Source organism: Streptomyces sp. NPDC027185 (assembly GCF_055567035.1).
The window spans coordinates 875,218-899,129 of record NZ_JBVHRF010000002.1; the positions used below are offsets into that span (position 1 = coordinate 875,218).

Genomic DNA, 23,912 nt, shown 5'->3' on the forward strand with positions numbered 1-23,912 from the left:
ACGCGTGTGGCACCGCCCGGCGGCGGTGCGGGCCCCGGGCGGGCGGGGCCGGGGCGGCCGGCGGGGCCGCTTCGGGTGGCCCGCCCGGGGGCCGCCGGGCCGGTCGGTGACCGGCCCGGCGGGGTGCCGTCAGTGTGCGGCGGGGAGGAATCCCAGCCGGTCATAGGCGGTGGCCAGGGTCTCGGCGGCCACCGCGCGGGCCTTCCCGGCGCCCTTGGCGAGGATCGCGTCGAGGGTCGCGGGGTCGTCGAGGTATTCCTGCGTACGGTCGCGGAAGGGTGTGACGAAGTCGACCATGACGCCGGCGAGGTCGGTCTTGAGGGCGCCGTACATCTTGCCCTCGTACTCCTTCTCCAGCTCGGGGACGGCGGTGCCGGTGAGGGTGGAGAGGATGGTGAGGAGGTTGGAGACGCCGGGCTTGGCCTCGCGGTCGAAGCGGATGACGGTGTCGGTGTCCGTCACGGCGCTCTTGATCTTCTTCGCGGTGGCCTTGGGGTCGTCGAGCAGGTCGATGATGCCCTTCGGCGAGGACGCCGACTTGCTCATCTTCACCGCCGGGTCCTGAAGATCGAAGATCTTCGCGGTCTCCTTGACGATGTACGGGTTGGGGACCGTGAAGGTGTCGCCGAAGCGGGTGTTGAAGCGGTCCGCGAGATCGCGGGTCAGCTCCAGGTGCTGGCGCTGGTCCTCACCGACCGGGACCTGGTCGGCCTGGTAGAGCAGGATGTCGGCGACCATCAGCACGGGGTAGGTGAACAGGCCCACGGTGGTGCGGTCCTGGCCCTGCTTGGCGGACTTGTCCTTGAACTGCGTCATCCGGGACGCCTCACCGAAGCCGGTGACGCAGTTCATCACCCAGCCGAGCTGGGTGTGCTCGGGCACATGGCTCTGCACGAAGAGGGTGCACTTGTCGGGGTCGATCCCGGCGGCGAGCAGCTGGGCCACCGCGACGCGGGTGTTCTGCCGGAGCGTGGCGGGGTCCTGGGGCACGGTGATCGCGTGCAGGTCGACGACCATGTAGAAGGCGTCGTGGGACTCCTGGAGCGCCACCCACTGGCGGACGGCGCCGAGGTAGTTGCCGAGGTGGAACGAGCCTGCGGTGGGCTGGATGCCGGAGAGCACCCGCGGGAGTTCGAGAGCCATGCCGTCGATTGTCTCAGGTCCGGGGAGCTCCCCCACGCGAGGTCGCCCGTGGGCGGCGGCACCCGGGGCGCGCGGCCCGGGACGGCGGGCGCGGGTGCCACGCGCCGGAGGCCGCCGGGCGCGCGCCGGGCGGAGCGGGTCGCGCACCGGAGCACGGCGGGGCGGACCGGTGCGGACCCGGGTGAGGCCGGGGCGGGCCGTACGGCCCGCCACCGCGCCCGGCTCCCCGGCCCCACCCCGGGGCCCCGTCTCCGTCTCCGTCCCCGGAGGATCACGTGGTCCTCAGAGGATCACGTGCGGCAGGAACCGTGCGTACTCGTCGGTGATCAGGCCGGAGGATTCGCGGATGCCCAGGCCCGCCGCCTCGTTCTCGACGACCCAGGCGCCGAGGACGACGCGGTTGCCGTCGAAGTCCGGCAGGGGCGCCAACTGCTGGTAGCAGCACGGGTCCTCGGGGCCGCGCGGGGCCGCCGGGCTGCCCGGCGGGTGGAGGGTGACGCCCTCGCCCTCGCGGCCCAGCAGCGGTTTGGCGGCGTAACCGGCGGTGCCGGCCAGCTCGCGGGGGCCGTCGAGGTAGGCGGGCAGCAGGTTCGGGTGGCCGGGGTACAGCTCCCAGAGGATGGCGAGCAGCGCCTTGTTGGAGAGCAGCATCTTCCAGACCGGCTCGATCCACAGGGTGGTGCCGGTGCCGCCGCCGTTGTCGAGGGTGTCCAGGACGTGCGGTCCGAAGGCGTCGGTGGCCAGCCACTCCCAGGGGTAGAGCTTGAAGCAGGCGCGGATGAAGCGGAGCCGCTGGTCGACGAAGCGGCCGGTCAGTCCGTCCCAGCCGATCTCCTCGACGGGGATCGCGACCGTCTCCAGGCCCGCCTGGCGGGCGGTCTCCTCCAGGTAGGCGACGGTCATCAGGTCCTCGCCCAGCTCATCGCCCGTGGAGTGTGCGAAGTGCAGCGGGGCGCCGGGCGGCAGCAGCGGAGCCTGCCGTTTCCAGGCGTCGACGAGGCGTTCGTGGAGGGAGTTCCACTGGTCGGCGCCGGGGAAGCGCTCCTCCATCCAGAACCACTGCGGGCTCGCCGCCTCCACCAGCGACGTCGGCGTATCGGCGTTGTACTCCAGCATCTTCGCCGGGCCGGTGCCGTCGTAGTGCAGGTCGAACCGGCCGTAGAGGGACGGCAGTTCGGCGCGGCGGTGCCAGGACTCGCAGATCAGCTCGGCCAGCCGCGGGTCGCGGACGCCGAGGTCGGCGAGGCGGCCTCGGGTGACGAGGTGGTCGGCGGCGGCCAGGCACATCGTGTGCAGTTCCTCGACCGTCTCCTCCAGCGCCTCGACCTCGGGGAGCGTGAAGGAGTAGTAGGCGCTCTCGTCCCAGTACGGGCGGAGTTCACCATCCGGGTAGCGGGTGAGCGGGTAGATCAGGCCCTGGGCCTCGACGGTCTGCTGCCAGCCGGGGCGCGGGGTGAGGGTGTGGCGTTCCACGGGCCGGTCACCCGCCGCTGGAGCCGGAGTGGCCGAAGCCGCCGCGGCTGACCGAACCGCCCTTGCTGAACGAGCCGCCGTCGGCGTACGAGCCGGACTTGCCGGGGCCGTAGTACCACTGGCCCAGGACGGACTTCTTGCCGGTGCGGCTGTTGCCGGTGCGGCCGGTGCCGGTGTGCGAGGTGTCGCCGCCGGGGCGGCAGTACTTGGCGTCGACGACGCGGTAGCCGCGGGTGGCGTCGTAGCTGTTGCGGTCCACGCAGCGCTTGTCGGGCTCCGAGCTGCAGGCGGTCAGTGTCGCGGCGAGGACGCCCATACCGCCGAGGATCACCGTGCCCGAGCGCAGCCGGCGGTGTGCTTTTTCGGCCATCTTCCGTCTCCCCCGTGGAGCAGTTGCAGGAACATGCCAACCCTAGACGGTTCCCGCGGACGGGTCAGGGGGCAGGGCCCGCAACAGGGCCTCCAGGGCGCCGGTGAAGGCGTGTTCCGGGGGTCTGCCGTACGGGACGACGAGGCCGTCGCGGGCGGGCATCGCGCGGGCCGCCGGATCGCGGAAGGCGTGCAGACCGTTCAGTTCCAGACCTTGCCAGCGGGCCGCCTCGATGATCGACCGCTCGGTGCCGGGCGGGAGTTCGAGGACGGCGTGGAGCCCGGCGGCGATACCGGAGACCTCGATGTGCGGGGCGTGCTCGGCGAGCGCGGCGACCAGCCGGTCACGGCGGCGCCGGTAGCGCAGCCGGCTGCCGCGCACATGACGGTCGTACGCGCCGCCGGCCATGAACTCGGCGAGGGTGAGCTGGTCGAGGGCGCCGGACTGCCACTCGCCGCCGCTCTTGACGGCGAGAACGGGATCGACGAGGCGGTCCGGCAGCACCAGCCAGGCCAGCCGCAGCGCCGGGGCGAGGCTCTTGCTGGCGGTGCCGAGGTAGATCACCCGGTCCGGGTCGAGACCCTGGAGCGCGCCGACCGGCTGCCGGTCGTAGCGGAACTCGCCGTCGTAGTCGTCCTCCAGGATCCAGCCGTCGTGCGCCACGGCCCAGTCGAGGGCGGCGGCGCGGCGGTCGGGGTGGAGCGGGACGCCGGTGGGGAACTGGTGCGCCGGGGTGAGCAGCGCCGCCAACACCCCTTCGTATGAAGAGAGTTCCGGGGTGCGGGCGCCGAGCGCGTCGACGGGGAGGGGGACGGTGCGCAGTCCGGCGCGGGCGAGGACGTCGCGGTGGAAGCCGAGGCCGTACCCCTCGGTGGCGACGGCGGGCGCGGTACTGGACGGGCCGCGGACGGCGGTCAGCGCGCGGGCGACGAGGGCGAGGCCCTGCATGAACCCGGCGCAGATCACGAGACGGTCCGGGTCGGCGCGGACCCCGCGGACGCGGGCGAGGTAGTCGGCGAGGACGGCCCGCAGTTCGGGGCGGCCCTGCGGGGCGCCGTAGCCGAGCGCGTCGTACGGGGCGGCGTGCAACGCGCGGCGGGCGGCGGTCAGCCAGGCGGCGCGGGGGAAGGCGGAGACGTCCGGGGTGCCGGGGGTGAGGTCGAAGCGGGGCGCGGGGCGGCCCGGCGGGGTGCGGCGGGCCGGTACCGGGCGCGGCGGGGTGCGGTCGGCGATACGGGTGCCGGAGCCCTGGCGGGCGCTGAGCCAGCCCTCGGCGACGAGGTCCGCGTACGCCTCGGCGACGGTGTTGCGGGCGATGCCGAGGTCGGCGGCGAGAGTGCGGGAGGACGGCAGGCGGGTGCCGGGGGCGAGGCGTCCGGTGCGGGCCGCCTCGCGCAGCGCCCGTATGAGGGAGAGGCGCAGCCCGCCCGGTCCGGCGAGGTCCAGATGGAGGTCACGGCCGAAGGCGTCCCAGGAAGTGGCCCAGGAATTGTCCATGGAAGTGGACCATACGCGGGTGCCACCACGGTCGTAGATTCGGTGGCATGACGACGAACGACACCACCCCGAACGCGACCGAGCACGCTCCCCGTCTGCGGATGGCGGAGCTTGCGCCCGAGGTCTACAAGTCCATGATCGCGCTGGACGCGGCGGCCCGTAAGGGCATCGACCCGACCCTGGCCGAGCTGGTCAAGATCCGCGCCTCGCAGCTGAACCACTGCGCGTTCTGCCTGGACATGCACACCAAGGACGCCCGGAAGAACGGCGAGAGCGAGGAGCGGATCTACCTGCTGAGCGCCTGGGAGGAGGCGGCCGGCTACTTCACCGAGCAGGAGCGGGCGGCGCTGGCGCTGACCGAGGCGGTGACCGTCCTGACCGACGGTTTCGTCCCGGACGCGGTGTACGCGCGGGCCGCGGCGCACTTCGACGACGCCGAGATGGCGCAGCTGATCGCGCTGATCACCACCATCAACGCGTGGAACCGCTTCGCGGTGACCACCCGGATGGCCCCGGGCCGGGTGTGATTTCGGTGCCCGCGACGTTGACGTCCGCACAGGCGGGCGGGGCGCCGTGCTGACCGGCGCCGCCGCGCTGGCCGCCCTCCACCACGGGCCCCGGCTGCCGCTGGTGCTGCCGGGCCCGTGGGACGCGGCGAGCGCGAAGGCGTTCGCCGACGCCGGGTTCCCGGCGCTCGCCACGCCCAGCGCCGGGGTGGCCGCCGCCCTCGGGTACGCGGACGGCGCGGTGCCGCCGGACGAGATGTTCGCCGCGATCGGCCGGATCGCCCGCGCCGTGGACATCCCCGTCACGGCGGACGTCGAGGACGGCTACGGGCTCGGCGCCCGGGAGCTGACCGAGCGGCTGGCCGAGGCGGGCGCGGTCGGTTGCAACCTGGAGGACGGCGACCGCGCCACCGGCGGACTCGTCGACGCGGAGCGACAGGCCGAGCGGCTGGCGGAGGTCCGCGCCGCGGCGGGCGACGCGCTGGTGATCAACGCCCGCATCGACACCCACGTCCGCGGGGCGGGCGGAACGGCGGAGACGGTGCGGCGCGGGCGGCTCTACGCCGCGGCCGGGGCGGACTGCCTCTACCCGATCCTGGCGCCCCCGGAGGAGCTGGCGGCCCTCGCCGACGCCATCGGCCTGCCGCTCAACGCCCTCGCCGTACCCGACGGCCCCTCCCCGGACGAGCTGGGCGCCCTGGGTGCCACCCGGGTCACGTTCGGCCCCTGGCAGCAACGCCGGGCGCTGGCCACGGTGACCGCCGAGGCACGGGCCCTGCGCGGCGCATGAGAAAGGGCGGGGCGGTGGCCTCGGTGCCAACGCCCCGCCCTTTCGGTGCCTCACTTCTGCGGCACCCACCGCTTCCACACGTCCGGATGTTTCTTCACCCAGCGTTCGGCCGCCTCGTCGGCGGTCAGGCCCTGGGAGGCGATCATCTCGGAGACCTCGTTCTGATTGTCCTTCGTCCAGTGGAAGGACTTCAGGAACGACGCGGCGGTGCTACCGCTCTTCGCGAAGTCGGTGTTGAAGAACTTCTTGAGCGGGGTCGTCGGGTAGGCGCAGTCGACGGTCGCCGGGTCCTTCGCGCCCTTCTCCGCGCACGCGTCGGTGTACTTCGGGAGCTTCACCTCGACCATCGGGACCTGGTTGAAGAGCCACTGCGGCTCGTACCAGTACGTCAGGAAGGGCTTCTTCTCCTTGGCGAACTGCTGGATCTGGGTGATCTGGGCGGCCTCGGAGCCGGCGAAGACCACCTGGTAGTCCAGCTTGAGGTTGTCGACCAGCGCCTTGTCGTTGGTGACGTAGGACGGGGAGCCGTCCATCAGCTGGCCCTTGTCGCCGCTCTCGGGGGTGCGGAGCTGCTTCGCGAACGTGTTGAGGTTCTTCCAGCTGGTGACCTCGGGGTGTTCGTCGGCCCAGTACTTGGGGACGAACCAGCCGATGTGGCCGGTGACGCCGTTGCCGCCGCCGTCGGTGATCGTCTTCTTGTCCTGGACGTAGCGCTTCTCCTGGTCCGGGTGGCCCCAGTCCTCCAGGATCGCGTCGACGCGGCCCTGGCTGAGCGCGTCCCAGGCGGGGATCTCGTCCACCTGGACGGTGTCGACGTGGTACCCCAGCTCGTGTTCGAGGAGGTACTTGGCGACCGCGACGTTGGACTGCGCGCCGACCCAGGTCTGCACGGACAGCGTCACGGACTTGGTGCCCTTGGCGGCGGCGAACGGCGACGCCTGCTTGGTCATGTCGGCCTTGCCGCAGCCGGACAGCGCCAGCAGCGCCGCCCCGGCCAGCAGCGAGGCTCCGGCGGTGGTACCGATCCGTCGGGTACGGGACATGGGTCAGGCTCCCTTCGCGGCGCGGCGTTCGGTCGGCTGGGTGACCCGGTCGAGCATCAGGCCCAGGCAGACGATGGCGACACCCGCGACGAGGCCGAGGGCCAGATCGCCGGTGGCGAGGCCGGTGACGACGTCGTAGCCGAGAGCGCCGCCGCCGACCAGACCGCCGATGATGACGACGGCGAGGACGAGGACCACGCCCTGGTTGACGGCGAGCAGCAGCGCCGGGCGGGCCAGCGGCAGCTGGACCTGGCGCAGGATCTGCCAGCGGGTCGCGCCGAGCGAGGTCGCCGACTCCATCGCCGCCGGGTCGACCTGGCGCAGGCCCTGGGTGGTGATGCGGATGACGGCGGGCAGCGCGTAGACGACGGCAGCGGCGGCGGCCGGGGCGCGGCCCACGGCGAACAGCGCGACGACCGGTATCAGGTAGACGAACTGCGGCATGGTCTGCATGACGTCCAGGACCGGGCGGAGGATCGCCTCCAGACGCCTGCTGCCGGCCGCGAGGATGCCGGTGCCGACGCCGATGACCAGCGTCACCACGAGGGCGGCGAGCACCTGCGACAGGGTGTTCATCGACGGCTTCCACACGCCCAGCACGCCGATCACGGCCATCGCGAGGACGGCGGTCAGCGCGGTGCGCCAGGTGCCGATCAGCCAGGCCAGCGCGGCGACGATGAGCAGTGTGGCGTACCAGGGCAGCGCGGTCAGACCGTCGCGCAGCGGGTTGAGGACCCAGTTGGTGAAGTGCGCGGCCCAGTCGGCGGTGCCGCCGACGACGGGGATGCCGGAGTAGAGATGGTCGACCATCCACTCCTTGGCGTCGTTGACGGGCCGGGCGATGGCGACGGTCGCGCCGGTCGGCCAGACCGCGGAACCGGCGAGCCGGCCGGCCACCGCGACCACGGCGGTCGCGACGGCGACGCCGGCCCAGCCGCGCCGGCCGCGCAGCAGGGCGGGCCCGGCGGCGCGGGCGCCTCCGGCCTTCTCGCCCGCCGCGGCGGTGGTGCGGTCCATGACGATGGCGAGCAGCACGATCGGGACGGCGGCGGCGAGGGCCGCGCCGACGTCGACGGAGGCGAGGGCCTGGTAGACGCGGTCGCCGAGACCGGCGGCGCCGATCATCGAGGCGATCACGGCCATGGACAGCGCCATCATGATCGTCTGGTTGAGGCCGAGCAGCAGTTCCTTACGGGCCAGCGGCAGGCGGGCGGTCAGCAGCCGCTGCCGTCCGGTGGCACCGAGCGAGGTGACGGCCTCCAGGACACCGGCGTCCGCGCCGCGCAGCCCGAGGGCGGTGAGCCGGGCCATCGGCGGCGCCGCGTAGACCACGGTGGCCAGCAGCGCGGCGGGCACCCCGATGCCGAAGATCAGCACGACGGGCAGCAGGTACGCGAAGGCCGGGAGCACCTGCATGGTGTCCAGGACCGGGCGCAGCAGCCGGAACATCCGGTCCGACAGGCCGCCCGCGAGACCCAGGAGCGCGCCGACGACGACCGACGCGATGACCGCGACGATCATCAGGGCGAGGGTCTGCATCGTCGGCACCCATATCCCCAGCACGCCGCTGACCAGGAAGGACACCAGGGCAACAGCGGCGATGCGGCGGCCGGCGACGCGCCAGGCGACGAGGGTGACACCGACGGTGACACCCGTCCAGCCCAGCGCGAGCAGCGCCAGGTAGACGCCGCGGACGGAGAGTACGACGGCGTTGGAGAGGTGGCCGAGGAAGTAGACGAACAGCGGGTGGCTGTCGCGGTTGTCGATGATCCAGTCGCTGGCGCTGCCGAGCGGTTTCGACACGTCGACGGTCAGCGCCTCGGGCCAGAGGCCGCCGGACCACTTGGCGTGCAGCAGCGGTACGAGGACCGCGGCGGCGACGGCGAGCAGCACCAGCTTGGCCAGGCCACGGCGGCGCAGCAGGGCGCGCAGCGGGCCGGCGGACGGGGCGTCGGGCACGGCGGTGGTGGCGGTGGCGGCACTCATGCGCGGCCCCGTTTCACCGTGCCGGCGGGCACGTTCATCGCGGCGGCGCGCTGCGCCTGCCGCCAGTGGCGGCGCAGCGCGGCGCGGAGCCGGGGCAGCACGAGGGTGCGGTGGACGCGGGTGCCGCGCAGGGCGACGCCGTGGGGGGTGGCGGGGTACATCAGGCGGCCACCTCGGTGCGCGCCACGTCCACCCGGGCGACGACGTTCAGCAGGCAGGCGTGGTCGACGATGCCCAGGCAGCGGCCGTCCTCGGCGACGCGGACGGCACCGCCGGAGCGGGCGACGGCCTCGATGGCGTCGGAGATGAGGGTGGACGGCGCCAGCGCGGGCCCCTGCTCGGCCTCGTCGCCCTCGGCCGGGCGCATGGCGCGGCGGACGGTGAGGACCTGCTCGCGCGGGACGTCGCGGACGAAGTCGCGGACGTAGTCGTCGGCCGGGGAGCCGACGATCTCCTCGGGCGTGCCGAGCTGGACGATCTCGCCGTCGCGCATCAGGGCGATGCGGTCGCCGACGGTCAGCGCCTCGGCCAGGTCGTGGGTGATGAAGACCATCGTCCGGCCCTCCTCGCGGTGCAGGCGGACGACTTCCTCCTGCATATCGCGGCGGATGAGCGGGTCGAGGGCGCTGAACGGCTCGTCGAACAGCAGGATCTCGGGGTCGACGGCGAGGGCGCGGGCCAGGCCCACGCGCTGCTGCTGGCCGCCGGAGAGCTGGCCGGGGCGGCGCTTCTCCAGTCCGGCGAGGCCGACCTTCTCCACCATCTCGGCGGCCCGTTCGCGGCGTTCGGCCTTGCCGACGCCCTGGATCTCCAGGCCGTAGGCGACGTTGTCGAGGACGGTGCGGTGCGGCAGCAGACCGAAGTGCTGGAAGACCATGGCGGCGCGGCGGCGGCGCAGGTCGCGCAGGGCGGCGCGGTCCATGCCGAGGACGTCCTCGCCGTCCATCTCCAGGGTGCCGCCGGTCGGTTCGATGAGCCGGGTCAGGCAGCGGACGAGGGTGGACTTGCCGGAGCCGGAGAGGCCCATGACGACGAAGACCTCGCCCTTGCGGACGTCGAAGGAGACGTCGCGGACGGCGGGCGTGCAGCCGGTGCGCTCGCGCACCTCGGGGACGCTCAGGCCGGTCAGGGAGGTGTCGCCGGGGATGCGGTCGGCCTTGGGGCCGAAGACCTTCCACAGGTTGCGGGCGGAGAACACGACGTCGCGGGCGGTGGTGTCCTCGGGGCTCGCGGCGGGGGCCGGGACGGCCGGGGCCGGGGCCCCGGTGCCGTTCCCGTCGGCCGCGGAGGTGCCGGAGGCGGATATGCCGGAGGTGCCGGAGGCGGAGGCGGACATCAGGCCTCACCTCCCTGGGCCGGGGCTTCGCGGAGCAGGTCGGCGGCCTTCTCCCCCAGCATCAGGACGCCGATCATCGGGTTGACGGCGGGCATCGTCGGGAAGACGGAGGCGTCGGCGATCCGGACGTGCGACAGACCGCGGATCTTCAGCTCCGGGTCGACGACGGCGAGTTCGTCGTCCTTGGCGCCCATCTTGCAGGTGCCGGCGGGGTGGTAGACGGTGTGCGCGGCCTTGCGGACCAGTTCGCTGATCTCCGCGTCGTCGGTGACCTCGGGGCCGGGGAAGACCTCGCGCTTGAGCCACTTCCTGAACGGCTCGGCCTCGGCGACCTTCCGCGCCAGCTTGATGCCGTCGACGAGGGTCTTGCCGTCGTAGTCCTCGTCGTCCTCGAAGTACTTGAAGTCGAGGGCGGGCTTGACCTCGGGGTCGGCGGAGGTGAGGTAGAGGCGGCCGCGGGCGCGGGACTTGGGGATGTTCGGGGTCATCGAGACGCCGTGCTCGGGGCGTTCGTAGCCCAGCCGCTCCGGGTTGTCCGTGAAGGGGATCTGGTAGAAGTGGAACATCAGGTCAGGACCCTTGTGGTCGGCGTCCCGCTTGATGAACAGGCCCGCGTCGGAGTCCATCGCGGAGTTGTCGGGCAGCGGCCCGTTGGTCTCCCAGACGATGACCGACTCGGGGTGGTCGATGAGGTTCTCGCCGACGCCCGGCAGGTCCAGGACGCAATCGATACCCAGCGCTTCCAGGTCCTTCTTCGGGCCGATGCCGGAGAGCAGCAGCAGCCGCGGGGTGTCCACCGCGCCGGCGCAGAGCAGCACCTCACGCCCGGCCTCGACGAACAGCTCCTCGCCGTCCTTCGTCCGGGCGTGGACGCCGGTGGCACGGGTGCCGTCCAGCTCCAGCTTGTCGACCCAGGTCTCCAGCAGCAGCGTGAGGTTGGGGCGGTCCCCGGCCTCGATGTGCGGGTGGAGGTAGGCGACGGAGGCGGAGGAGCGCTTGTTGTTCTCCGGGTGGTACGAGAGGTCGAAGAAGCCGACGCCCTCGTCGAAGGGCTGGTCGTTGAAGCCGACGACCTCGGGCACGTCCAGCGCGGTCTTGACGGCCTCGACCCAGTCGGTGGCGATGGCGTTCTGGTCCTTCTTGGCGACCCGCACGATGTTGTTGCGGAGCTTGCCGAAGTAGGGGTCCATCTTCGCGGCGCCCCAGCCGGCGGCGCCCGCGGCCTCCCACTCGTCCCAGTCGGACGGCAGCGGCTTGAAGGAGATCAGCGTGTTGTGCGAGGAGCACCCGCCGAGGACCTTGGCGCGGCTGTGCAGGATGTGGGAGTTGCCGCGCGGCTGCTCGGTGGTGGTGTAGCCGTAGTCGAGGTCGCCGCCGAGCAGACCGAGCCAGCGGCGCAGCGTCAGCACGTCCTCGCGGTCGATGTCGGTGGGGCCGCCCTCGATGACGACGACGCTGACGTCCGGGTCCTCGGTCAGCCGGGAGGCGATCACCGAACCCGCGGTACCGCCGCCGACGACGACGTAGTCGGCCGTGACGGTGCGCGGTGCGGGGGAAGACGGGGGCATACGGGTACTCCTTCGTGCACAGTGCCTGAGCTGCTGCGGGGTGGGGCGGGGCCGCGGGGGTCCGGCGGCGGTGCGGGGCGCGGGGCGGCCCCGGGCGGCCGGGGCTCCGGGCCCCGGCGGGGCGGGCGGCGGTCAGGGGCGCCGCCCGCCGTGCGGCGCGGTCAGCCGCCGAACCAGCGGACCGGCTCGGGCCGGAGGTTTTCGTAGATGTGCTTGGACTCGCGGTACTCGTCCAGGCCGGACGGGCCCAGCTCGCGGCCGATGCCGGACTTGCCGAAGCCGCCCCACTCCGCCTGCGGGAGGTAGGGGTGGTAGTCGTTGATCCACACGGTGCCGTGGCGCAGCCGGGCGGCGACGCGGCGGGCGCGGGCGGAGTCGCCGGAGAAGACCGCGCCGGCCAGGCCGTACTCGGTGTCGTTGGCGAGGGCGACGGCCTCGTCCTCGGTGGTGAAGGTCTCGACGCTGAGGATCGGCCCGAAGGTCTCCTCGCGGACCACCTTCATCTCCCGGTGGCAGCCGTCGAGGACGGTCGGGGAGTAGAAGTAGCCGCTCGCCGGGCGGATGTCGCTGGGCTCGGGGCGCGAGCCGCCGGTGCGCAGCTTCGCGCCCTCGGCGAGCGCGGAGGCGACGTACGCCTCGACCTTGTCGAGCTGCTGCTGGGAGACGAGCGGACCGCACTCCACGCCGTCCTCGGTGCCCCGGCCGAGCTTGATCTTCTCGGCGCGGCGGGCCAGCTCGGTGACGAAGCGGTCCTTGACGGACTCCTCGATGATCAGCCGGGCGCCGGCCGAGCAGACCTGGCCGCTGTGGATGAACGCGGCGTTCAGCGCCTGGTCGACGGCGGTGTCGAAGCCCTCCTCGGTGGCGCAGGCGTCGGCGAAGACCACGTTGGGGTTCTTGCCGCCCAGCTCCAGGGCGATCTTCTTGGCGCCGGCGACCGCGGCGGCGCCCGCCTTCGTGCCGGAGACCAGACCGCCGGTGAAGGAGAAGAGGTCGACGTCCGGGTGGTCGGCGAGCCGCTGCCCGACCGGCACCCCGGCGCCGGTGACGATGTTGGCGACGCCGTCCGGCAGACCGGCCTCGACCAGCAGCTTCACCAGGTGCACCGTCGACAGCGGGGTGACCTCGCTGGGCTTGATGACGAAGGTGTTGCCCGCGGCGAGCGCCGGGGCGACCTTCCAGCTGGCCTGGAGCAGCGGATAGTTCCACGGCGTGATCAGCGCGCAGACGCCGACCGGCTCGTGGACGACGACGCTGTGCACATCGGCGGAGCCGGCGTCGACGACGCGGCCGCCGCTCTCGTTCATGACGGTGTCGGCGAAGTAGCGGAAGGCGTTGGTGACGTCGTCGACGTCGACGCGGCCCTCCTCCAGTGTCTTGCCGGTGTCGCGGCTCTCGATGAGCGCGATCTCCTCGCGGTCCCGCTGGAGCAGGTCGGCGACGCGGCGCAGCAGCGCGGCGCGCTCGGCGACCGGGGTGGCGGGCCAGGTGCCGTCGTCGAAGGCGCGGCGGGCCGCGGCCACCGCCGCGTCGGTGTCCTCCGCGCCGCCCTCGGCCACCAGCTGGATGACCGTGGCGTCGGCGGGATCGAGGACCTCCCGCGTGGCGCCGGATGCGGCGGCGCGCCACACCCCGTCTACGTGAATGGTCTCGCTTGCCGACACGTCTGTTCTGCCTTCCGTTACCGATTTGTTCCACTGGTTCACACCAGCAACGGGGACCCCTCCCCGAAACCTCTACAGCTATGCCCAACCATTCGTCGAAAGTGGCCCGAGTCACTCAATGTGCGGCCGAATGTCTGCATACGTACCCTGAATAGCCGTACGTCCCCACGTACGCCCCTTTTGGTGCGGAGGTGCCCACGGATGAGCAGCAGACGCCGAACCGCGACCACCCTCACCGCCCTGACCTGCGGCGCAGCCCTTCTCGGCGGGTTCGCGGGGACCGCGCCCGCCCGCGCGGGCGACTCCGGGGACGAGGGCGATCTGGCTGGGAAGTCCGCCGAACAGATCTCGGAGCTGGCCCGCAAGGAACTCCTCGCCGCGACCTCCCTGCGGCTGCGCACCAGCACCAGCGTCGACGCCACCCGCCTCGACCTCACGATGGACCGCTCCGGCGACTGCGCCGGCGCCATCAGCAAGGGCCGCTACGGCAAGGTCGAGCTGATCAAGCACGGCCGGGAGATCTGGCTCAAGCCGGACGACGCGTTCTGGAAGGGCCAGCTCTCCGCGGACGCCGCCGCCTCCGTCATCGCCCGCGTCAAGGGCCGCTACCTGCACGGCACCACCGACGACCCGCTCCCCGCGAGCATCGCCGCCGCCTGCGACCTGGCCGCCTTCCAGAAACAGACCGCCGGCTCCGGCGACTCCGCGTCCCCCACCCCGCCCCCGCCCGGCTCCTCCCCCGAGCCGAAACTCACCCTGCGCAAGGGCAAACCGACCGTCCAGGAGGGCACCCGCGTCCTGCCCGTCCTCAAAACCCGCGGCAACGCCAGCCAGACCCTCTACGTCGCCATCGACGGCAAACACGTCCCCCGCCGCATGACCGCCGAGGTCGACCACCAGACCGCGACCATCCTCCTCAGCAACTACGGCGCCCACGTCCCGTCCAAGACCCCGACCCCCGCCCAGAGCCTCGACATCTCCGAGGTCGAGGACCAGCTCCCGGGCGCGAAACCGCCCTCCCAGGAGACGTGAGGCCAGGGACACGGCAGCGACACCAACTCCCGTGCGCGGTACGCAAACAGGAATGTTTTTCGCACGTACGCACGTAACGCCTCCCCGCGCGTATCGTTGGACCACGCGGCTGCCCGCGCCGCGCGGCAGCGGGGAGGAGCGGCACGATGACCATCAGCCTCGTACGGACCGACGTAATCGAGACCGACAGGATCGACATGCCCGAGAACGGCGACCTCAGCTTGGACGACCTGTTCGAGCGCCTGGAGAAGATGCCAGTCCCCGAGGGTTACAAGGTCGAGATCGTCGAGGGGAACGTCTTCATGTCACCGCAGCGGGACACACACTGGGAGATCATTCTCATCATCATCGAGGCGCTGCGGGACCGTTACCCGAGAAACCGCGTGAAGTCCGACGTCCGGATCGACTTCCCGGGTCACATGAACGGCTTCGCCTCCGACGTGGTGGCGCTCGCCGCCGACGCCGAGAAGGACACCCACGGCCGCTGGCGCCACCAGGACATCGAATTCGTCGCCGAGGTCGTCGCCCGCGGCACCGGGGTCAACGACTACGGCCCCAAGAAGGCCGCCTACGCACAGGCCGAGGTGCCGGTGTACCTGATCGCCGATCCGTACACCGCCCGCTGCCGGGTCTTCACCCACCCGGAGGGCGGCGACTACAAGAGCGATCTCACCCTCGCGTACGGCGAGCCCGTCGACCTGACCGGCACGATCGTCGGCATCACGCTCGCCACCGAGGACTTCCCCCGCGACTGACCGTCCGGAGGCACCCCTCTCAGGCCCTCTTGGCCCGGCCCCGACGCACCGTGTAGGTGAGGAGCCCCGCGACGATCAGGGCGGTCAGGGTCAGGCCGACGACCGCCGGGGCGGCGCGGCCGAAGACCGCCGAGGCCAGGGCGAGCGTCATCGGGATGGCGATCTGCACGGCCATCACCAGCACGATCAGACCGACACCGACCCGGGCGATGAACCCGAGGCCGGGGCGGCGCAGCTGTCGGACCTCGTCCTCCAGGCGCTCGATCTCGGCGGCCATGCGCCGGTGGCTCTCCTCCAGGGCGGCGATCCGGGCGTGGGCGTCGCCCTTGCCGGACGGTGGTGGGGTGGGCGTGTTCATGCCCACACCCTATGCGGGGGCCGCGACACGGGCCGCCCGGCCGTCGCTCCGCGCGCCGGGTCCCCCAACTCCCCTTCACTGCACGTCAGTTGATTCATCCGGCACATCTCATCCATGACTCTGGCCGCGTTCCGGGGCACCGTCGCGGCGCCGGGCGCGGTCCGCGGACGGGGCGTCCGGGTCCGGGTCGGAGGGACGCGGGCCCTCGGGGCCGTCCGGACCGATCCGGACCAGCCGTTCGACGCGGACGACCTTGAAGCAGCGGCCCGGGTGGCCCTCGACGCGGATGTCGTTGCCGGGGCGCCGGGCCAGCCGGTCGCCGGCCCGCTCGTACGCCGCCCGCTCCGCACCGGCGAGTTTGAGGGTGACGGGGGCGAGGACGCGCAGCCACATCGTCAGCGCGTCGCGGGCGTCCTGCGGGGTGTCGCAGGAGGCGGTGTGGGCCTGCCATTCGCCGCCGGTGCGTTCGGCGACCATGAACGCCGCGGGGAGCAGCACCCCGCCCGGGTGGCTGACGGCCGCCCGCCGCTCGTCCCGCTCGACGTCCGGCGGCGCCGAGCCCGCCACCCGGACGAACTGCAGCAGATCGAGTTTGAGGACGCCGTCCGCCATACCCGTACCGGCCGCCGGGTCGATGACGAAACCTTGCGTCCGGCCCGGGTGACAGGCATCGCCGTACCGCGCCGGGTCCGGGTCCGAAGGGCGCGGCGGCTCCGGTCCGTCGGGGCCCATCCGGACGAACTCCTCGCAGCGCACGACGCGGTAGCGCGCCCCCAGGACGGTCAGGTCGTCGGGCCGCTCGCGCTCCAGCCGGGCGGCGGCGGCGAGGAACGCGGGGGCCTGCCCGGTACGGGCGGAGCGGCGGGCCCGGCGCCGGAACTCGGCGGCCAGGGCGTCACGGGCGGTCTGCGGGCCGCTGCCGCCGAAGCACCACACCTCCCAGCCGCCCTGCTCCCGCTCGCGCGCGGCGCCGAAGACCGGCCCGCCGGTGCCCAGAAGCTCCGGGTAGCGCTCCCGCGCCCGCCACGCCTCCTCCTCGGACAACTCCGCCACCGGGCCGTCCTGAGCGGTGACCCTGATGGTGCGGTACGCGGGCACTTCCTCGCCGTGTTCCGTCATGTCCGCAGTCTGGGCAGCGGCCCGCCCGTAGGTCGTCGGGTCGGCGGGCAAACCACCTGTGGGGGTGGCGCGGGGGCCCGGCCGGAATGCGTCCGCCGTCCGTGCGCCCGTCGCCGCCCCGGCGCGTACCGCGTCGGCGTGGTGCCGCCCGGCGACGGCGGGCCCGGGACGACAATCCGGACATGGCTGACACCGAGACGAAGGCAGTGCTGAGCGGCGGACCCGCCGACTTCCCGGAGCGGATCGTGCCGATCGAGCCACCGGGACCGGAGATCAAGATCGCCTGGCGCAACGGCTACGAACACTTCCGCGCCACCGGCCGCCACGAGGAGACGCCCGAGGGCCGGCTCCCGGTCTACGAGTGGTGGGAACGGACGGAACTGCCGGGGTGAGTGCCTGTACCGCCGGGGCGGTGGGGCCCGCCCCGGCGGGTGAGCGGCGCGGCGCCCGGGGCCCGGGGCGTTCGGTGACGGGCCGGGACCGGGACCGCCGGCATCCGGCGACGGGGCCGGGCCCGGAGCGCGCCTGACGGCCGCTCAGGTCCCGGGTCACCGGGCCGCGCCCCGATCCGGCGTCAGGCCCCCGCCCGCTCCGGGGCCGGCAGCCCCCGCCCCGCTCTCCTCACGCGTGCGGGACGAACGCGTTGAGCGCCGCGCGCAGGGTGGATTCCTGTTGGGGCCAGTCGGTGACCGGGCCGCGGACCAGAACCGCGAACTGGCGGCCGTCGGGGGTGCTGAAGGCGCAGTCCACCACCTGGACGCGTTCGCCCAGCTGCGCGCTGTCGTAGGCGTAGACCAGCTTGGCGGCGTCCGACGAGGGCGCGCCGTCGCCGAACGCGCCGCGCTCGATCTCCGTGTAGCCGGGGTTGCCCGCCAGACTCTTCGAGGCGGTCTCCAGGGAGTGGCGGGGCGTCTCGTCCGGGTCGCTGATCTCGAAGACCTGCACCAGCCCCCGCTCGTCCGGCGAGGTGTAGAACTCACCGTCCGTACGGGAGCTGTGCTGCCAGCCCTCCGGTACGGCGAGGGTGAAGTCCTTGTCGGTGTTGTGGACGAGATGGAAGCCCTCGGGCAGGCCGGTGCCGGTCGGCGTCGGCTCCGCCGGTTCGGTGGGCAGCTCCAGGTGCGACGTCGGGCCGCCGTTCGCCGCGGCGGTCGGTGCGGGCGCCGGTCCCGGGTCGGGTGCGGCGCCGCTGCCCCACAGCAGCCAGCCGCCGCCGAAGCCCAGCCCGATGACGGCGACCGCGGCGCCCGCCACCAGCACGGCGGTACGGCGCGGCGAGCGGCGCCCGGCGACCGTCGGCCGCTCGTCCCACGTCATGCTCCCCGGCAACGCGTCCAGCGCGGCCTGACCGGCGTACGGCGCGGGGGCCGCCGCCGGCTCCGGCGCGGACGGCGGCGGCGTCCCGGGCGCGGCGACCGGAGCGGCCTCGTCCGGTGCGGTCGCGGCACCGGACGCGCCGGAGCCGCCCGCCTTCTGCCCGGCCGCCGGTGCGGCGGACGGGGCCGCCGGCGGCGGGGTCCAGGCCGGGCGGGGCGGCGGCGGACCCGTGTACGGGGCGGGCGGCGGGGCGCCGTCCTCCCACCGCTGGGTGTCGCTGTTCCAACGGGCGGGGCCACCGCCGTGTGCGGTCATCCGCCCACCAGCGCGGCGACGGCCTCGACGACGGCCGTACCGGAGGAGAGCAGTCCGACGACGGAACCGGCGTCGGTGAGCGCGGTCCGCAGCCGTTCCAGGCGCCGGGGGCCCGCGGCGCCCCGGTCCTCGATCTCCGTCTCGGTGTCCGCCAGCTCTCCGCCCAGGGCCTCGGTCTGCGGGGTGGTGACCGCGCGGGCGAGGTCCTCGCGGAGTGCGCGGACGGCGCGCAGCAGCTCCGCGTGCGCCGGGTCGGTGGCCGGACCCCCGCCGGTGTTCTGGGTGACGGTGTTGTGGTTGCCGATGGCGAGAGCACCGTTCACCGTGCCGATGCGGATGCCGCTGCCCTGGTCGTCAGTTGTTGCCACGGGTGGCCCCTTCTCCGGGCGCGCCGGTGCGCCGGTCGTTGTGAGTGACGGTGTTGCGGTCGCCGATGGCCACCGCGCCCTGGGCGGACTCGACGTAGACGCCGCCCTCGGCGACGTTGATCACGCGCCGCTCGAACTCCTCGGTGACGTACCCGGCCTCGTGCAGCGCGGTGGTCACCCCGGCGGCGACCCGCTGCTGCACGGTCTTGAGGTACCGGGCGGCGTCCATGCCCTGGAAGAGCGAGGCGTCGCCGTACGAGCCCAGTTCCCGCACCGCGAGGGCGGGGCCCTCGGGCAGCGCGGTCCCGTGGCCGCCGATGGCCATCCGCCATCCGGAGCGCAGCCACCGCGCGACGCCGGTGACCGCGTGCGCGCACGCCCGCGACGTCCCGGTCAGCGCCCGCAGGCCCTGTACGACGGGGTGGAGGTGGGCCTCCTGGTGGGCGAAGCGGTCGGCGTCCTGGAAGTCCTGCCGCAGCGGCCACAGCACATGCGGCGCGACCTCCAGCATCAGCATGCCGCCCTGGGTGTGGACCCGGACGAACAGCGTCGTGACGACGCCCTCGTGCCAGCCGCCGACCCGGATGCGCAGGAAGTGCCGCCGGGTCTCGCCGCCCTCCTCGACGGCGTCGGCGAGGTGCCGGGCCAGTTCCGCGGGGGCGTACGGCGCGGCGGCGCGCGAGGGGAGGCCGTCGGCCGGGAGGAAGACGCATTCGTCGGTCTCCAGCTCCCGCAGCCGGTCGCGGACCGCGGACCGCGCCTGCGGCGAGCGGTGCGCCGAGGGCACCCGCAGCGCCTGCACCAGCGGGACGATGCGCTCCAGGAACGCGGCGTTGTCCAGCGGCCGGACCTCGGTGTCCGTACGGGGCCGCAGCTCCACCGAGAGGGACCAGGTGCCGTACGCCTCCCCGGCGCCGCGGAACGGCTCGCCGGGCCGGTACATCGCGAGCCGGCTGTGCTGTTCGGTGCGGACGCGGTCGCGCAGCCGCTGGAAGCGGGCGCCGGTGTGTGCCTCGGCCGGGTCGCGGCGCAGGTCGGGGAAGCGGCTGCGGGAGAGTTCCTCCCGCAGGACGCGGGCGACGCGGCGCCGCTGGAGGGCGACGAGGACGGCGGTGGCGACGGGCAGCATCAGCGCCGTCCACATCTGCACCACGCCCGGACCGGACGAGGAACCGCCGTCGAGTCCGCCGGAGCCGGCCCAGCCGGTGGCGTCGGCGCCGTCGCCCGCATAGGTGGAGTACCCGTCGTCGGAGACGCCCGGGACGAGCCAGTCGAGCATCGACGCGGTGGAGCCGAACGCGCCGGCCGCCAGGAACACCACGATCATCGCCGCCGTGATCCGTCCGTACCAGCGGAGCAGGAAGGCGCCCCCCGCCGCCAGCCAGAACGGCAGCAGCCGCAGCCGGCGGACGAACCGGCCCAGGCCCAGCAGCAGCACCGGCCAGACGTAGAGCCCGCTCAGGCCGAACGAGATCGGGACGGAGATGAGCCACAGGCCCAGGAGGGCGGCGGCCCAGCCCAGTTGGAGGCGGCGGGCGCGCAGGGCGTGGGCGAGGACGCGGGCCGCGTCGATGCCCAGGGACGGGGCGGTGAACCGCTCCTCGTGGACGTACAGCTCGTCGATGACGGCGTCACGGAAGGTGTCGTCCAGGTAGGTGCCGGCGCACAGCAGGCGGGTGGCCTCGCTGGCGGCGGGCGGGACGGCGGAGGACGGCGGCGCCGCGGGCGGCGGAGGCGCGGCCCGGCCCTTGCCGAAGGAGATGTGGTTGTCGTGGTCGCCGGGCTGGGCAGGCACGTTCGTCTGACTCACCGCTCTTCCCCCAAGGCGCGTCCCGGAGCCGTGGTTCGGGCCCTGTCGGCCCCTCCGCCGCGCGTTCTACGGAGCGGCAGCATAGGGGAGCCGCCCGCTTCGGGCCAGCGCGTTCGACGGGCGGACGGGGCAACGGCCGGGCCCGCGCGATCCGTTGGGGACCGCGCGGGCCCGTGGCCGTACGCCGGATGGCCGCGCCGGTGCCGTCGGCCCCGGTCGGGGCGGCGGCCCGGCGGCGCGGGTCAGAGCAGGCCGAGACCGCGGACGGCGTCGCGCTCCTCCGACAGCTCCTTGACGGAGGCGTCGATGCGGGCGCGGGAGAAGTCGTTGATCTCCAGGCCCTGGACGATCTCGTACGCGCCGTCCTTGGTGGTGACGGGGAACGACGAGATGAGGCCCTCGGGGACGCCGTAGGAGCCGTCCGAGGGGATGCCCATGGAGGTCCAGTCGCCGGCGGCGGTGCCGTTGACCCAGGTGTGGACGTGGTCGATGGCGGCGTTGGCGGCGGAGGCGGCGGAGGAGGCGCCGCGGGCGTCGATGATCGCCGCGCCGCGCTTGGCGACGGTCGGGATGAACTCGTCGGCCAGCCACGCCTGGTCGTTCACGGCCTCGGCGGCGTTCTTGCCGGCCACCTCGGCGTGGAAGATGTCGGGGTACTGGGTGGCGGAGTGGTTGCCCCAGATCGTGAGCTTGCGGATCTCGGAGACCGGGGTGCCGGTCTTCTTCGAGAGCTGCGAGAGCGCGCGGTTGTGGTCCAGGCGGGTCATCGCGGTGAAGCGCTCACGCGGTACGTCCGGCGCGGCGGCCTGGGCGATGAGGGCGTTGGTGTTGGCCGGGTTGCCGACGACGAGGACCTTGATGTCGTCCGCGGCGTGGTCGTTGATGGCCTTGCCCTGCGGCTTGAAGATGCCGCCGTTGGCCTCCAGCAGGTCGCCGCGCTCCATGCCCTTGGTGCGGGGGCGGGCGCCGACGAGGAGGGCGACGTTGGCGCCGTCGAAGGCGACGTTCGGGTCGTCCGAGATGTCGATGCCCTGGAGCAGCGGGAAGGCACAGTCGTCCAGCTCCATGGCGGTGCCCTCGGCGGCCTTCAGGCCCTGGGGGATCTCCAGCAGGCGCAGCTTGACCGGCACGTCCGCGCCGAGCAGATGACCGGAGGCGATGCGGAAGAGGAGGGCGTAACCGATCTGGCCGGCGGCGCCGGTGACGGTGACATTGACGGGAGTGCGGGTCATGGCGATCTCCTGCGCGATGTGTTCCGGGGGCAAGCCCCGGTCCACCTTGGGTGGCGGTGGGTGTCTGCCCGTTTTCGAGGTCTCATCGACGACTCTCGACGAGTCTCTTGGTATCGAGAGACCTGTCCGTCAGGCTATCGGACCCCGTCCCGCGCCCGGCGCCGGGCCGGTGTGGCGCGGCTCACCGGCCTCACCCGGGTGCCGGGGCCGGTGCGGCACATCCACCGGCGCGCGCCCCTGCGCGCCTGTCCCCCTCAAGAGTGCCGGGACGCTCTCCCCGGGTGCGCCGTACGGGCCGGTGGGGGGCCGGCCCGTACGGGGCGGGCCCGGGTGCCGTGGGGGTCCGCGCGATCCGTTCCGGTCCGTACCGGTCCGGTCCGCGCGCCGGCGTCCGTGGCCCCGTCCGCACGACGCGGCGGCCGCCCGCTGGTGGAGGGGCGCGGGCGGCCGCCGGGTTGTGCACACCCGTGGGGGGTTGACGTCCGCCTGCCCGGGATGAACGACGGCATGCCTCACGACACGGACCACACCGGCCCCTCCGGTCATTACCGGCCAGTTCACCGGGGGCCGCCCGCGCCCCGTCACCCGACCGCGCACCGCCGGTACCTGGGGAATCATCGCGGGGCGCGGGTTTCTGATGCGCTACCAGGCGCACACGGGTCGGCCGGGATGCGACGGGACGCGGGCCGGGTTCTCCCTCCAGGCGGGTCGCGTGGGCGCCCGTGTGCCCGCGCCTGCGCATGACGTGTGCGCCGGGCTCTCCCCCCTCCGTGGGTCGCGTGGTGCGAAGACCGGTTCTCCTCGCGGGGCGGGCGGGTCCGGGAGCCGCGGGAGTACCCCGGGGCGCGGTGCCCCGGCCCTCTCACGTGACGGCACCGGATTTACGGGACGAAGTGCTGCCCGGGTGGCCGGGTTCCTGGCCGGTGCCCTCGCTCGTCGTTGTTGCCCGGGGCACTGCGGGGGGCCGGGGCCTCGGGCCTCGGAGCCCGGGGCGTGTCCCGCGCCGGGGCCGGACGGGCGGCCCGTACGGGGCGGGTTCAGGGGCGCGCGCCGGGCCGCCGCGCGCCCCTGGCTTCTACGAGCCCGAGCCCGGCGCCGTCACCGGTACCGGTGAGGCGAGCGGTTGGGCGCACCCCTGGGCGCCGTGGGCGGTGGTGCCGCAGGCGGTGGCGGCGCCCGGGGCGCCGGGCACGGTGACCATGGGGGTGAGGGCGGCGCCGGAGCGGCCCGCCGCGGCGCGGGCGCTGTGCCCGTGGGCACTGACGCTGACCTGGCTGCCGGGGTCGGCGCCCACCATCCGTGCCCAGGCGGCCCGGCAGTCCGCGTTGTAGCGCACCTCGATCAGTACGCCACCGGCCGTGCCCCGTGCGGTGGTGACCGCCTTCGCGGCGCAGCCGGACGCCTCCGGGTCGCGCCCCATGCAGCCGTCGGCCGTGCACTGTACGCCCGGGGGCGGGACGGGACGGGCGCTCCGCTGTGCCGTCGCCGTGGCGGTGGGTCTCCGGGGTGCCGCGTCGCTGCTGCCGGGCCGGACCAGCAGTACGGCGGCGGCGACCAGCAGCAGCGCGCCGCCCGCGCCCGCCGCCAGCACGGCCCGGCGGCGCCGGACACCCCGCACACCGCTCCGGGGCGCGCCGGGCACTCCCTCCGCCCCGGCCGCCCCCGGTGTGCCGGCCTGACCCGGTTTCCCCGCGTCTCCGGGCGCCCCCGGCGGGCCGTCGCTCCGCTCGGCCCGGCGGTGCCAGGCGGCTTCCGCCTCCTTGCCCATGGCGGCGAGGTGTTCGGCGGGGACCGCCGCCGCTCGGGCGAGGCCGTCGAGCGCGGTACGCGGCGGTGGCTGCCGGCCGTCGAGGTAGCGCACCCAATCGGCGCGGGGCGTGCCGGTCCGCTCGGCGACGTCGGACACGCTGAGCCCGCCACGGTCCACGACCCCGCGCAACTGCCGGACGAACTCCCTTATCTCCGGCTCCAGTTCCTCCGGAAGCGCCCGCCAGCGCGGCATGCCTCCCCCTCTCCCCCGTACGCGTACATCACGCCGTACGGTCGCCGTCCGTCCCCGGGCCGCCCACCGGCACCGGCCGTTCCACCGATCCCCCGCCCCATCGAACCAGGCGCTCCCGCCACCCGCGCACGCCCCCGGCGCCCACGGTCATCCCACGCGCCCGCCGCGTACGGAATCCCTGCGGGGAGGCCCCGTACGGCACCGGGGCCGGGCCGCCCCGGTGCCGTA

22 protein-coding genes are annotated in these 23,912 nt (G+C 73.9%); 5 read left to right on the plus strand and 17 right to left on the minus strand.

Translation table 11 applies throughout. The features are described 5' to 3' along the window. Positions 1-129 precede the first annotated feature (129 nt). The 4 genes from trpS to pdxR all read right to left on the minus strand — a co-directional run bounded on the left by trpS (position 130) and on the right by pdxR (position 4,483). Positions 130-1,143 (minus strand): tryptophan--tRNA ligase, encoded by a 1,014-nt coding sequence (gene trpS / locus ACZ4M8_RS09045; RefSeq protein WP_467604716.1) that lies wholly within the window; start codon positions 1,141-1,143, stop codon positions 130-132. Positions 1,144-1,425: 282 nt separating this feature from the next. Then, the gene (locus ACZ4M8_RS09050; protein WP_467604717.1) at positions 1,426-2,616 is read right to left on the minus strand and encodes a glutathionylspermidine synthase family protein; all 1,191 of its coding nucleotides are present in this window, start codon (positions 2,614-2,616) and stop codon (positions 1,426-1,428) included. A gap of 7 nt (positions 2,617-2,623) precedes the next feature. Next, the gene (locus ACZ4M8_RS09055) at positions 2,624-2,986 is read right to left on the minus strand and encodes a hypothetical protein (protein ID WP_467604720.1); all 363 of its coding nucleotides are present in this window, start codon (positions 2,984-2,986) and stop codon (positions 2,624-2,626) included. A gap of 42 nt (positions 2,987-3,028) precedes the next feature. After that, entirely contained in the window at positions 3,029-4,483 is a 1,455-nt protein-coding gene (gene pdxR, locus ACZ4M8_RS09060) for a MocR-like pyridoxine biosynthesis transcription factor PdxR (protein ID WP_467604722.1), read from the minus strand. A gap of 47 nt (positions 4,484-4,530) precedes the next feature. Between pdxR and ACZ4M8_RS09065 the strand changes: the two genes are divergently transcribed. Both ACZ4M8_RS09065 and ACZ4M8_RS09070 read left to right on the plus strand, forming a co-directional pair. After that, the gene (locus tag ACZ4M8_RS09065; protein ID WP_467604724.1) at positions 4,531-5,010 is read left to right on the plus strand and encodes a carboxymuconolactone decarboxylase family protein; all 480 of its coding nucleotides are present in this window, start codon (positions 4,531-4,533) and stop codon (positions 5,008-5,010) included. Positions 5,011-5,056: 46 nt separating this feature from the next. Continuing rightward, complete coding sequence (locus ACZ4M8_RS09070; RefSeq protein WP_467604726.1) at positions 5,057-5,779, plus strand: isocitrate lyase/PEP mutase family protein; 723 nt, start codon at positions 5,057-5,059, stop codon at positions 5,777-5,779. A gap of 50 nt (positions 5,780-5,829) precedes the next feature. Here ACZ4M8_RS09070 and ACZ4M8_RS09075 read toward each other — a convergent pair whose 3' ends face one another. The 6 genes from ACZ4M8_RS09075 to ACZ4M8_RS09100 all read right to left on the minus strand — a co-directional run bounded on the left by ACZ4M8_RS09075 (position 5,830) and on the right by ACZ4M8_RS09100 (position 13,376). Then, the gene (locus ACZ4M8_RS09075) at positions 5,830-6,822 is read right to left on the minus strand and encodes an ABC transporter substrate-binding protein (protein WP_467604728.1); all 993 of its coding nucleotides are present in this window, start codon (positions 6,820-6,822) and stop codon (positions 5,830-5,832) included. Between the two features lie 3 nt (positions 6,823-6,825). Further along, positions 6,826-8,808 carry an ABC transporter permease gene (locus ACZ4M8_RS09080; protein WP_467604729.1) on the minus strand — a complete coding sequence of 661 codons (1,983 nt, stop codon included), beginning with the start codon at positions 8,806-8,808 and terminating at the stop codon, positions 6,826-6,828. Further along, on the minus strand, positions 8,805-8,969 hold the full coding sequence (locus ACZ4M8_RS09085) for a hypothetical protein (RefSeq protein ID WP_467604730.1): 165 nt from the start codon (positions 8,967-8,969) through the stop codon (positions 8,805-8,807). Before ACZ4M8_RS09085 ends, ACZ4M8_RS09080 begins: the two co-directional genes overlap by 4 nt. After that, a complete protein-coding gene (locus ACZ4M8_RS09090; protein WP_467604732.1) occupies positions 8,969-10,144 on the minus strand; it encodes a quaternary amine ABC transporter ATP-binding protein in 1,176 nt (391 codons plus the stop codon). The genes ACZ4M8_RS09085 and ACZ4M8_RS09090 overlap by 1 nt, the downstream gene beginning before the upstream one ends. Then, complete coding sequence (locus tag ACZ4M8_RS09095) at positions 10,144-11,712, minus strand: GMC family oxidoreductase (protein WP_467604733.1); 1,569 nt, start codon at positions 11,710-11,712, stop codon at positions 10,144-10,146. Before ACZ4M8_RS09095 ends, ACZ4M8_RS09090 begins: the two co-directional genes overlap by 1 nt. Before the next feature lie 161 nt (positions 11,713-11,873). Next, the gene (locus ACZ4M8_RS09100; protein ID WP_467604734.1) at positions 11,874-13,376 is read right to left on the minus strand and encodes an aldehyde dehydrogenase family protein; all 1,503 of its coding nucleotides are present in this window, start codon (positions 13,374-13,376) and stop codon (positions 11,874-11,876) included. 201 nt (positions 13,377-13,577) lie between these two features. Here ACZ4M8_RS09100 and ACZ4M8_RS09105 point away from each other — a divergent pair, with 201 nt between their 5' ends. Both ACZ4M8_RS09105 and ACZ4M8_RS09110 read left to right on the plus strand, forming a co-directional pair. After that, positions 13,578-14,408: a hypothetical protein gene (locus ACZ4M8_RS09105; protein ID WP_467604736.1), complete on the plus strand. Its 831-nt coding sequence runs from the start codon at positions 13,578-13,580 to the stop codon at positions 14,406-14,408. A 146-nt stretch (positions 14,409-14,554) separates the two neighbouring features. Then, positions 14,555-15,163: a Uma2 family endonuclease gene (locus ACZ4M8_RS09110; RefSeq protein ID WP_467604737.1), complete on the plus strand. Its 609-nt coding sequence runs from the start codon at positions 14,555-14,557 to the stop codon at positions 15,161-15,163. Between the two features lie 19 nt (positions 15,164-15,182). Here the strand turns inward: ACZ4M8_RS09110 and ACZ4M8_RS09115 are convergent, their stop codons facing one another. Together ACZ4M8_RS09115 and ACZ4M8_RS09120 are read right to left on the minus strand one after the other, a co-directional pair. Further along, complete coding sequence (locus ACZ4M8_RS09115; protein WP_467604739.1) at positions 15,183-15,521, minus strand: hypothetical protein; 339 nt, start codon at positions 15,519-15,521, stop codon at positions 15,183-15,185. Between the two features lie 108 nt (positions 15,522-15,629). Further along, on the minus strand, positions 15,630-16,640 hold the full coding sequence (locus ACZ4M8_RS09120; protein WP_467604741.1) for a DUF5954 family protein: 1,011 nt from the start codon (positions 16,638-16,640) through the stop codon (positions 15,630-15,632). A gap of 182 nt (positions 16,641-16,822) precedes the next feature. Here ACZ4M8_RS09120 and ACZ4M8_RS09125 point away from each other — a divergent pair, with 182 nt between their 5' ends. Further along, the gene (locus ACZ4M8_RS09125) at positions 16,823-17,032 is read left to right on the plus strand and encodes a DUF5988 family protein (RefSeq protein WP_467604744.1); all 210 of its coding nucleotides are present in this window, start codon (positions 16,823-16,825) and stop codon (positions 17,030-17,032) included. 229 nt (positions 17,033-17,261) lie between these two features. Here ACZ4M8_RS09125 and ACZ4M8_RS09130 read toward each other — a convergent pair whose 3' ends face one another. The 5 genes from ACZ4M8_RS09130 to ACZ4M8_RS09150 all read right to left on the minus strand — a co-directional run bounded on the left by ACZ4M8_RS09130 (position 17,262) and on the right by ACZ4M8_RS09150 (position 23,684). Next, positions 17,262-18,272: a hypothetical protein gene (locus tag ACZ4M8_RS09130; protein WP_467604745.1), complete on the minus strand. Its 1,011-nt coding sequence runs from the start codon at positions 18,270-18,272 to the stop codon at positions 17,262-17,264. After that, positions 18,269-18,640, minus strand: a complete 372-nt coding sequence (locus ACZ4M8_RS09135) for a hypothetical protein (RefSeq protein WP_467604747.1) — start codon at positions 18,638-18,640, stop codon at positions 18,269-18,271. The genes ACZ4M8_RS09130 and ACZ4M8_RS09135 overlap by 4 nt, the downstream gene beginning before the upstream one ends. Beyond that, positions 18,627-20,450 carry a hypothetical protein gene (locus ACZ4M8_RS09140; RefSeq protein WP_467604749.1) on the minus strand — a complete coding sequence of 608 codons (1,824 nt, stop codon included), beginning with the start codon at positions 20,448-20,450 and terminating at the stop codon, positions 18,627-18,629. The genes ACZ4M8_RS09135 and ACZ4M8_RS09140 overlap by 14 nt, the downstream gene beginning before the upstream one ends. Positions 20,451-20,692: 242 nt before the next feature. After that, positions 20,693-21,682, minus strand: a complete 990-nt coding sequence (locus ACZ4M8_RS09145) for a malate dehydrogenase (protein WP_467604751.1) — start codon at positions 21,680-21,682, stop codon at positions 20,693-20,695. 1,075 nt (positions 21,683-22,757) lie between these two features. Continuing rightward, positions 22,758-23,684, minus strand: coding sequence for a helix-turn-helix domain-containing protein (locus tag ACZ4M8_RS09150; protein ID WP_467604753.1), 927 nt, complete (start codon positions 23,682-23,684; stop codon positions 22,758-22,760). Positions 23,685-23,912: the final 228 nt, after the last annotated feature.